The organism is Faecalicatena contorta, assembly GCF_021531995.1.
GTDB classification, from domain to species: Bacteria; Bacillota; Clostridia; order Lachnospirales; family Lachnospiraceae; genus Dorea_A; species Dorea_A contorta_A.
The window spans coordinates 1-6,676 of sequence record NZ_JAFBIZ010000137.1 but is presented as its reverse complement, the minus strand read 5'-3'; the positions used below and the strand labels follow the sequence as shown (position 1 = coordinate 6,676).

The window sequence follows — 6,676 nt, the reverse complement described above, 5'->3', positions numbered from 1 at the left end:
ATTATATGATGTATGAAAGATTTTCAATACGGAGGATAATGATATGAACACACTTGAATGTATCAAAACCAGAAGAAGTATCCGAAAGTTTAAACCTGATTCCATTGATCATTCATTATTAGAGTCCCTGATATCGGCTGCATCCTATTCGCCTTCCTGGAAGAATAGTCAGATTACTCGTTATATCGCCATTGAAGATTCTTCAATTCTTAATTCTATTATTAATGATTATACCCAAGAACACAATTCCAATATTATCAAACAGGTCCCTATGCTGATTGCAGTAACCTTTGTAAAAGGCCGCAGCGGATTTGAACGCGACGGTTCTTACTCAACCAAAAAAGGAGACCGCTGGCAGATGTTTGATATTGGTGCAGCATGCCAGACCTTTTGTCTTGCTGCCCACGAATCAGGTCTTGGTACGGTAATCATGGGAATCTGGGATGAAGATGGAATTACCAGCCTTCTGAATATCCCGGACGATCAGGAATTGGGGGCACTGATTGCAATTGGCTGGCCGGATATTGATCCCGAAGCACCAAAGCGGAAATCTGTATCTGAATTACTTACATATTTATAATTGAGGAGGTTTTTATGAGACACTTAATGAGTCCACTTGATTTCACTGTGGAAGAATTAGACAAACTTATGGATCTTGCCAATGACATCGAGGCAAATCCCGAAAAATATGCACATGCCTGTGCTGGAAAAAAGCTTGCCACTTTGTTCTATGAACCAAGTACAAGAACCAGACTGAGCCACGAAGCTGCCATGCTGAACCTTGGCGGAAGCGTTCTCGGCTTCTCCTCTCAGGATTCCAGTTCTGCTGCTAAGGGAGAAAGTGTATCCGACACTATTCGAACCGTATCCTGCTATGCGGATATCTGTGCAATGCGTCATCCAAAAGAAGGCGCCCCAATGGTAGCATCCAGACATTCTACCATTCCTGTGATTAATGCAGGTGACGGTGGACATCAGCATCCGACACAGACTCTTACTGATCTTCTTACGATCCGCTCTTTAAAAGGACATCTGGATCACATGACGATCGGCTTGTGCGGAGATCTGAAGTTCGGACGTACTGTGCACTCTCTGATTCATGCACTGGTTCGTTATCCTGGAATCCGGTTTGTTCTGATCTCTCCGGAAGAATTGAGACTCCCAAGCTATATCCGTTCCGATATTCTGGATCGTGAAAATATTCCTTATGAAGAAGTCGTTCGTCTCGAAGACGCCCTGCCAAAACTGGATCTTCTCTACATGACACGTGTTCAGAAAGAACGTTTCTTCAACGAAGAAGATTATGTACGTATGAAGGACTTCTATATCCTGGATGCAAAGAAGATGAAAATGGCTCCGGAGAATATGTATGTACTCCATCCGCTTCCGAGAGTCAACGAGATCTCCGTTGAAGTAGACGATGACCCGAGGGCAGCATACTTTAAGCAGGTACAGTACGGTGTATACATCCGTATGGCGCTGATACTGACACTGTTGGAAATTGAAGTGTAAGGAGGAACGCATTATGATAAATAATACATTGAACGTTGGCCGTATTGAAGAAGGATTTGTTCTGGATCATATTCAGGCTGGTCGAAGCATGGATATCTATAAATATCTTCATCTCGACAAGCTGGACTGCTGTGTTGCAATCATAAAAAATGCCAGGAGCAGTAAGATGGGTAAAAAAGACATCATGAAGATTGAATGTCCGATTGATTTTATAGATCTTGATATTCTCGGCTTTATCGATCACAACATTACCATCAATATTATCAAGGATTCTGAGATCGTCGAAAAGAAAGCATTACATCTTCCCCGTGAGATTAAAAATGTGATCCGCTGTAAAAATCCAAGATGTATCACGTCCATTGAACAGGAATTGGATCACATATTTGTTCTTACCAATCCGGAAAAAGAGGTATATCGCTGCAAATATTGCGAAGAGAAATATGAAGGCAATCTGAAATAACATAAAATAAATGCATACTAATAAAGGGACTGTCTCAATACAGAGATAGTCCCTTCATTTTATTCATAATAAAACAAGCAAAACGATAAGCCGGGTTATGTCGTTGAGTAATCATCTATCTAGATCCATCGTTGCCGATGGATTCAAGCGACCTACCTAAGACGTGACGGGCCGCCACATTGTCTTTATCCGGTCTTGCTTCGAATGGGGTTTACATATGCCCCTGCTGTTACCAACAGGGCGGTAGTCTCTTACACTGCCCTTCCACCCTTACCTGAATAAAATTCAGGCGGTACATTTCTGTTGCACTTTCCTTGGAGTCACCTCCACCGGACGTTATCCGGCATCCTGCCCTATGAAGCCCGGACTTTCCTCGTCTGCAGCTTTTCAGCTTTTGCAGCCGCGATTACCTGTCTTACTTGCATATGTGCATTACGCACGTTTTTCATTATAACACTGGTATCTCAAAATCACAAATACTTTTTATCCTGTGATCCCGATATCTTCTATCAATTCATTACCGTCAGCTGCAGATGTGGCCAGCTGATCACACCTTTCATTCTGCGGATGTCCATCATGCCCCTTCACCCAGTGAAACACGACCTGATGCTGTTCCTTCGCTTTTAAAAGTCTTTTCCAGAGGTCCACATTCTTGACCGGTTCATTCTTTCCTCGTTTCCATCCCTTTTTCAACCAGCTGTCTATCCAGTGCTGATTGAATGCGTCTACTACATATTTGGAATCAGAATACAGATCCACCTCACAGGGACGATTCAATGCTTCCAGTCCTGCAATTACCGCCATAAGCTCCATACGATTGTTAGTCGTGCGTCTGTATCCCTGCGAAAGCTCTTTCATATGCAGAACTCCTTTGGAATTCACATATTCCAATACAGTTCCATAACCTCCCGGGCCATCCGGATTACCTCTTGCCGCACCGTCCGTATAGATACTCACATGCATCATATTTCGTCCTCCCATTCAAATATCTGCTGCGGACCGGTAATATGCATTACCCTGTCCTTATAAGATTCTGCCTGCGGATCATTCATTAATCTGTCATATACTTCATATCTGTCCCACATATGCATCGGAAATACACGTTCCGTATTCGTATGCTTCATAAAATAATCAAGACCCCAGAGTTCCTGTCTTTCCTGCCTTGGATCCAGTGGTACAAAAGCAATGTCGATACCGTCATATCCTATCTTATTGATTTCATGCTGATATTTTCGCCTCATCATCTCATTATAGACATCACTTTCTTCTTCCCAGTGCCACCAGTTCAGATCCCCGGCATGATACAGTACCTTTCCCTTGCATTCTATTAGAAAAGCAACTCCTTCATCCGTAGACCGGAAAGTCTGAATCCCAAGATCATCCACTGTGATCTTTTCCCGTGGTCCAATATAACAGGTACATCCTTCCGGTCCCTTTTCTTTAATATCGTCAGAAAGAATATACTGGATATCAGGATATCTATCCTTCCATTCAAAAATAGTTTTCTGAAAATGATCATGATGTCTGTGGCTAACAAACACATAGATCTTTTTATCTGCTGAATAATCCGGCAGTGTGCCTTTGTAATAATCAAAAACAAGAACAAGCTCTGCATATTCCACTACAAAACCACTGTGTCTCAGATATGTAACCTTCATCTGTTAATCCTCTTTCCGGATCACTTCCACTGCATGTGCAAGTTCCGGAAGAAGGTATCTCAGACTTTCTTTTACTGCCTGTGTTTTTCCCGGAAGATTTACAATCAGAACACCGTTGCGGATTCCTGCAGTACTGCGATTCAGCATGGAACGCTTTGTCAGTTTCATCGTATGAGCACGCATTGCTTCTGCAATTCCAAGTACCGGTCTCTCTACGATATCTGTTGTTGCCTCCGGTGTACAATCCTGAGGAGCACATCCTGCTCCTCCTGTCGTAAGGATCAGATCAGCAAGACGGCCATCTGCAATCCGCTGCATTACTGCAGATAATACTTCCCGGTCAAGCGGAAGTGCTCTAAGAAACACTGTTTCAAATCCGGCTTCTTCAAGCATTTTACGAATTGCTTCTCCACTGGAATTCTCCTCTCTCCCCTTGTATATATCTGTATTTGCCGTAATAATTGCTACTTTCATATCGTACCTCCATTACCTTTCATCAATAGTCATGTATTTTATAATATTATACCTTTTACAGAAATAATGCAATGATTACCGTACAGATTCCTGCGACTCCCATCGCCACTCCACTGACTGCACCTTCCACTTCGCCGATTTCAAGCGCTTTTGAAGTACCGATGGCATGACTTGCCGTTCCAAACGCAACTCCTGTTGCTACCGGATCATTCAATCTAAGCAGACGAATCACCATTGGATGAATAATTGCTCCTACTGTCCCACATAATATTACTGCCATCATAGTAATAGAACGAAGTCCGCCCAACTGCTCCGATACATCCAGTGCAATTGCTGTCGTCACAGATTTTGGAATCAGTGAATACAGCATCTCACTGTGAAGTGCCAGCATCTTGCAAAGAACAACTGTACTTCCCATCGACAAAAGGCTTCCGGACAAACAGCCAATCACAATTGGAAGGAACTGCTCTTTCAAAACCTTTCGCTGCCGATAGATGGACAACCCTAAAATTGCTGTTGCCGGTACTAAGAACAATGATATAAACTGTGCCCCCTCCATATATTCTTCATATGACACATGAAATATCTTCATCACCAGAATGCAGATGATCATAGCGATCAGAAGTGGATTTGCAATCGGTGATTTTACTTTCTTTGCCACTATACTTCCAATATAAAATGCGATGACCGTCAACATAATTCCAAATAAAGGATCTGACCAGAGATTACTCATTTGACTTTCCTCCTTTTTCTTTCCCACAATTCAAAAGCTTCTGGACAATTCTTACGGAAGCATAGGTGCCTAAAAATGTCAGCACCAGTGAAATACATACGACCACAAGAAATCCTGCAACCTGCCCCTTAAGAAGTTCCAGTTCTTCAAACATTCCTACTGTAATTGGAACAAATACCAACGCCATATTATCCAGCATAAAATCTGCTGTCTCTCTGATGTGCTCTTCTTTTAACACGTGGATTGCTAAAAGCAGCGCAAGAATCAAAATCGCAATCACACTGCTTGGAATAGTAACCGGCAATATGGAAGTCACTGCTTCTGCGATCAGGCAGATTACCAGAATGATTCCCAACTGCTTTAATATTATCTTACTCATTTGTATCTCTCCTTTACCCTCGAATATATAAACCCTATTATAATTTCACGGCTTTGTCAATCCATTTTTCCTTTCTTCTTTTCTGTATCTAACAGGACCCCGAAAAAAAAGGATGCTCATAGAATACACGCCGTACATTCTATAATCATCCTTTTTATTGTCTGTATCATCGTCCCGTCATTATAATGCTCTGCGATACAACATCTCCACATCTTTTAGCGTAGTCTGTCTTGGATTAGCCGCAATGTTTCCACTCTTCATGGCATCCGCTGCCATCTGCGGAATCTTATCTTCTGTTACTCCAACCTCTGAAAGAGTCCTTGGAATTCCGAGGGAATCATTCAGCTTTCGAATCTCTTCTACCAGCAATTCCGGTTTAAAATCTTTTACCGGTTCTTTATCCTCACTAATATAGTTGTAGATCTTTTCATATCTTCCATGATCTGCCAGTGCATTATATTCTACGATAACCGGCAACAGAATCGAATTGGCAATTCCATGCTGCACACCGAAAAATGCGCTGACCGGGTGAGACATCGCATGCACATCGCCAAGTCTTGCCCATGCAAATGCAATTCCTGCAAACATGCTTCCTGACATCATGGCACATGCTGCTTCCTCATCCTTTCTGTTCGCAACGAATCTTCGGATATTACCTCCAATCAGTTCCATTGCCTTTTCAGCCATTGCATCTGAAAATGGAGACGCACCAAGAGAGGTATAAGCTTCCCATGCATGAATCAAGGCATCTATTCCACAGGATGCCGCAACCATCGGCGGAACTGACATGATCATCTCCGGATCAAGCAACGCATATTTTGGCAAAAGCTCATAACTGAATACCGTCAATTTATAATTTCTGGACATATCTGTGATGACAGAAAATGCAGTCACTTCACTTCCGGTACCTGCTGTAGTCGGAATCGCTATAATGGGCTCAATCGGCCCCGGAACCAGATGTGCCCCTTCATATTCTGTGATAGAACCACCATATCTGGCAAGCACTCCTACTGCTTTCGCAACATCCATCGGACTTCCGCCGCCCAGTGCAACAATGCTGGTCGCACCAGACTCCTTATATACTTTCGTCGCTTCATCTACCATATCAACCGTAGGATTAGGAAGAATGTCAAGAAAACTGCAGGTTTCAATTCCTTCTGCTTCTACAATATCCGTTACTTTTTGAACCACTCCAAGTTTTTCCAGCCCCCGGTCGGACACAATCATCATCTTTTTGGAACCACTTTTTTCAAGTAATTCCGGCAGTCTTTTTAAAGAGCCCAGTCCAAATACAATATCCTGTGGTACTTTAAATGTGTAGTCTTTCATCTTATTATAGTCACCCTTTCACCTGATATCACCGGCATTTTCTAAAAAAAAGAAAAAGGCCACATCTTTTGATGTGACCCCATTGCCATGTACCTATTATAAGCACAAAGCCCTCAAAAATTCAATACTTA

General features: G+C 42.5%; 9 protein-coding genes and 1 other RNA gene. 3 read left to right on the top strand and 7 right to left on the bottom strand.

The features are described from left to right. The first annotated feature begins 43 nt into the window (after nucleotides 1-43). Genes JQM82_RS13790 through JQM82_RS13780 form a run of 3 tightly spaced genes read left to right on the top strand, consistent with a single transcriptional unit; the run spans nucleotide 44 to nucleotide 1,972 of the window. A complete protein-coding gene (locus JQM82_RS13790; protein WP_235250967.1) occupies nucleotides 44-580 on the top strand; it encodes a nitroreductase family protein in 537 nt (178 codons plus the stop codon). Nucleotides 581-594: 14 nt separating this feature from the next. Further along, a complete protein-coding gene (gene pyrB / locus JQM82_RS13785; RefSeq protein WP_235250966.1) occupies nucleotides 595-1,512 on the top strand; it encodes an aspartate carbamoyltransferase in 918 nt (305 codons plus the stop codon). 13 nt (nucleotides 1,513-1,525) lie between these two features. Next, nucleotides 1,526-1,972, top strand: a complete 447-nt coding sequence (locus tag JQM82_RS13780) for an aspartate carbamoyltransferase regulatory subunit (protein WP_235250965.1) — start codon at nucleotides 1,526-1,528, stop codon at nucleotides 1,970-1,972. Nucleotides 1,973-2,042: 70 nt separating this feature from the next. On the opposite strand, the gene rnpB is transcribed toward JQM82_RS13780, so the two are convergent. From rnpB to JQM82_RS13745, 7 genes are all read right to left on the bottom strand, one after another. Continuing rightward, nucleotides 2,043-2,394: RNase P RNA component class A (rnpB, locus tag JQM82_RS13775), an RNA gene on the bottom strand. Nucleotides 2,395-2,455: 61 nt separating this feature from the next. Continuing rightward, nucleotides 2,456-2,935 carry a ribonuclease HI gene (rnhA, locus tag JQM82_RS13770; RefSeq protein WP_235250968.1) on the bottom strand — a complete coding sequence of 160 codons (480 nt, stop codon included), beginning with the start codon at nucleotides 2,933-2,935 and terminating at the stop codon, nucleotides 2,456-2,458. Further along, complete coding sequence (locus tag JQM82_RS13765; RefSeq protein ID WP_235250964.1) at nucleotides 2,935-3,630, bottom strand: MBL fold metallo-hydrolase; 696 nt, start codon at nucleotides 3,628-3,630, stop codon at nucleotides 2,935-2,937. Before JQM82_RS13765 ends, rnhA begins: the two co-directional genes overlap by 1 nt. 3 nt (nucleotides 3,631-3,633) lie before the next feature. Continuing rightward, a complete protein-coding gene (locus JQM82_RS13760; protein WP_235250962.1) occupies nucleotides 3,634-4,104 on the bottom strand; it encodes a MogA/MoaB family molybdenum cofactor biosynthesis protein in 471 nt (156 codons plus the stop codon). A 55-nt stretch (nucleotides 4,105-4,159) separates the two neighbouring features. Then, nucleotides 4,160-4,837, bottom strand: a complete 678-nt coding sequence (locus JQM82_RS13755; protein ID WP_235250960.1) for an LrgB family protein — start codon at nucleotides 4,835-4,837, stop codon at nucleotides 4,160-4,162. Next, nucleotides 4,830-5,216: a CidA/LrgA family protein gene (locus JQM82_RS13750; protein ID WP_235250959.1), complete on the bottom strand. Its 387-nt coding sequence runs from the start codon at nucleotides 5,214-5,216 to the stop codon at nucleotides 4,830-4,832. Before JQM82_RS13750 ends, JQM82_RS13755 begins: the two co-directional genes overlap by 8 nt. 180 nt (nucleotides 5,217-5,396) lie before the next feature. After that, nucleotides 5,397-6,545, bottom strand: coding sequence for an iron-containing alcohol dehydrogenase (locus JQM82_RS13745; protein WP_235250958.1), 1,149 nt, complete (start codon nucleotides 6,543-6,545; stop codon nucleotides 5,397-5,399). Nucleotides 6,546-6,676: the final 131 nt, after the last annotated feature.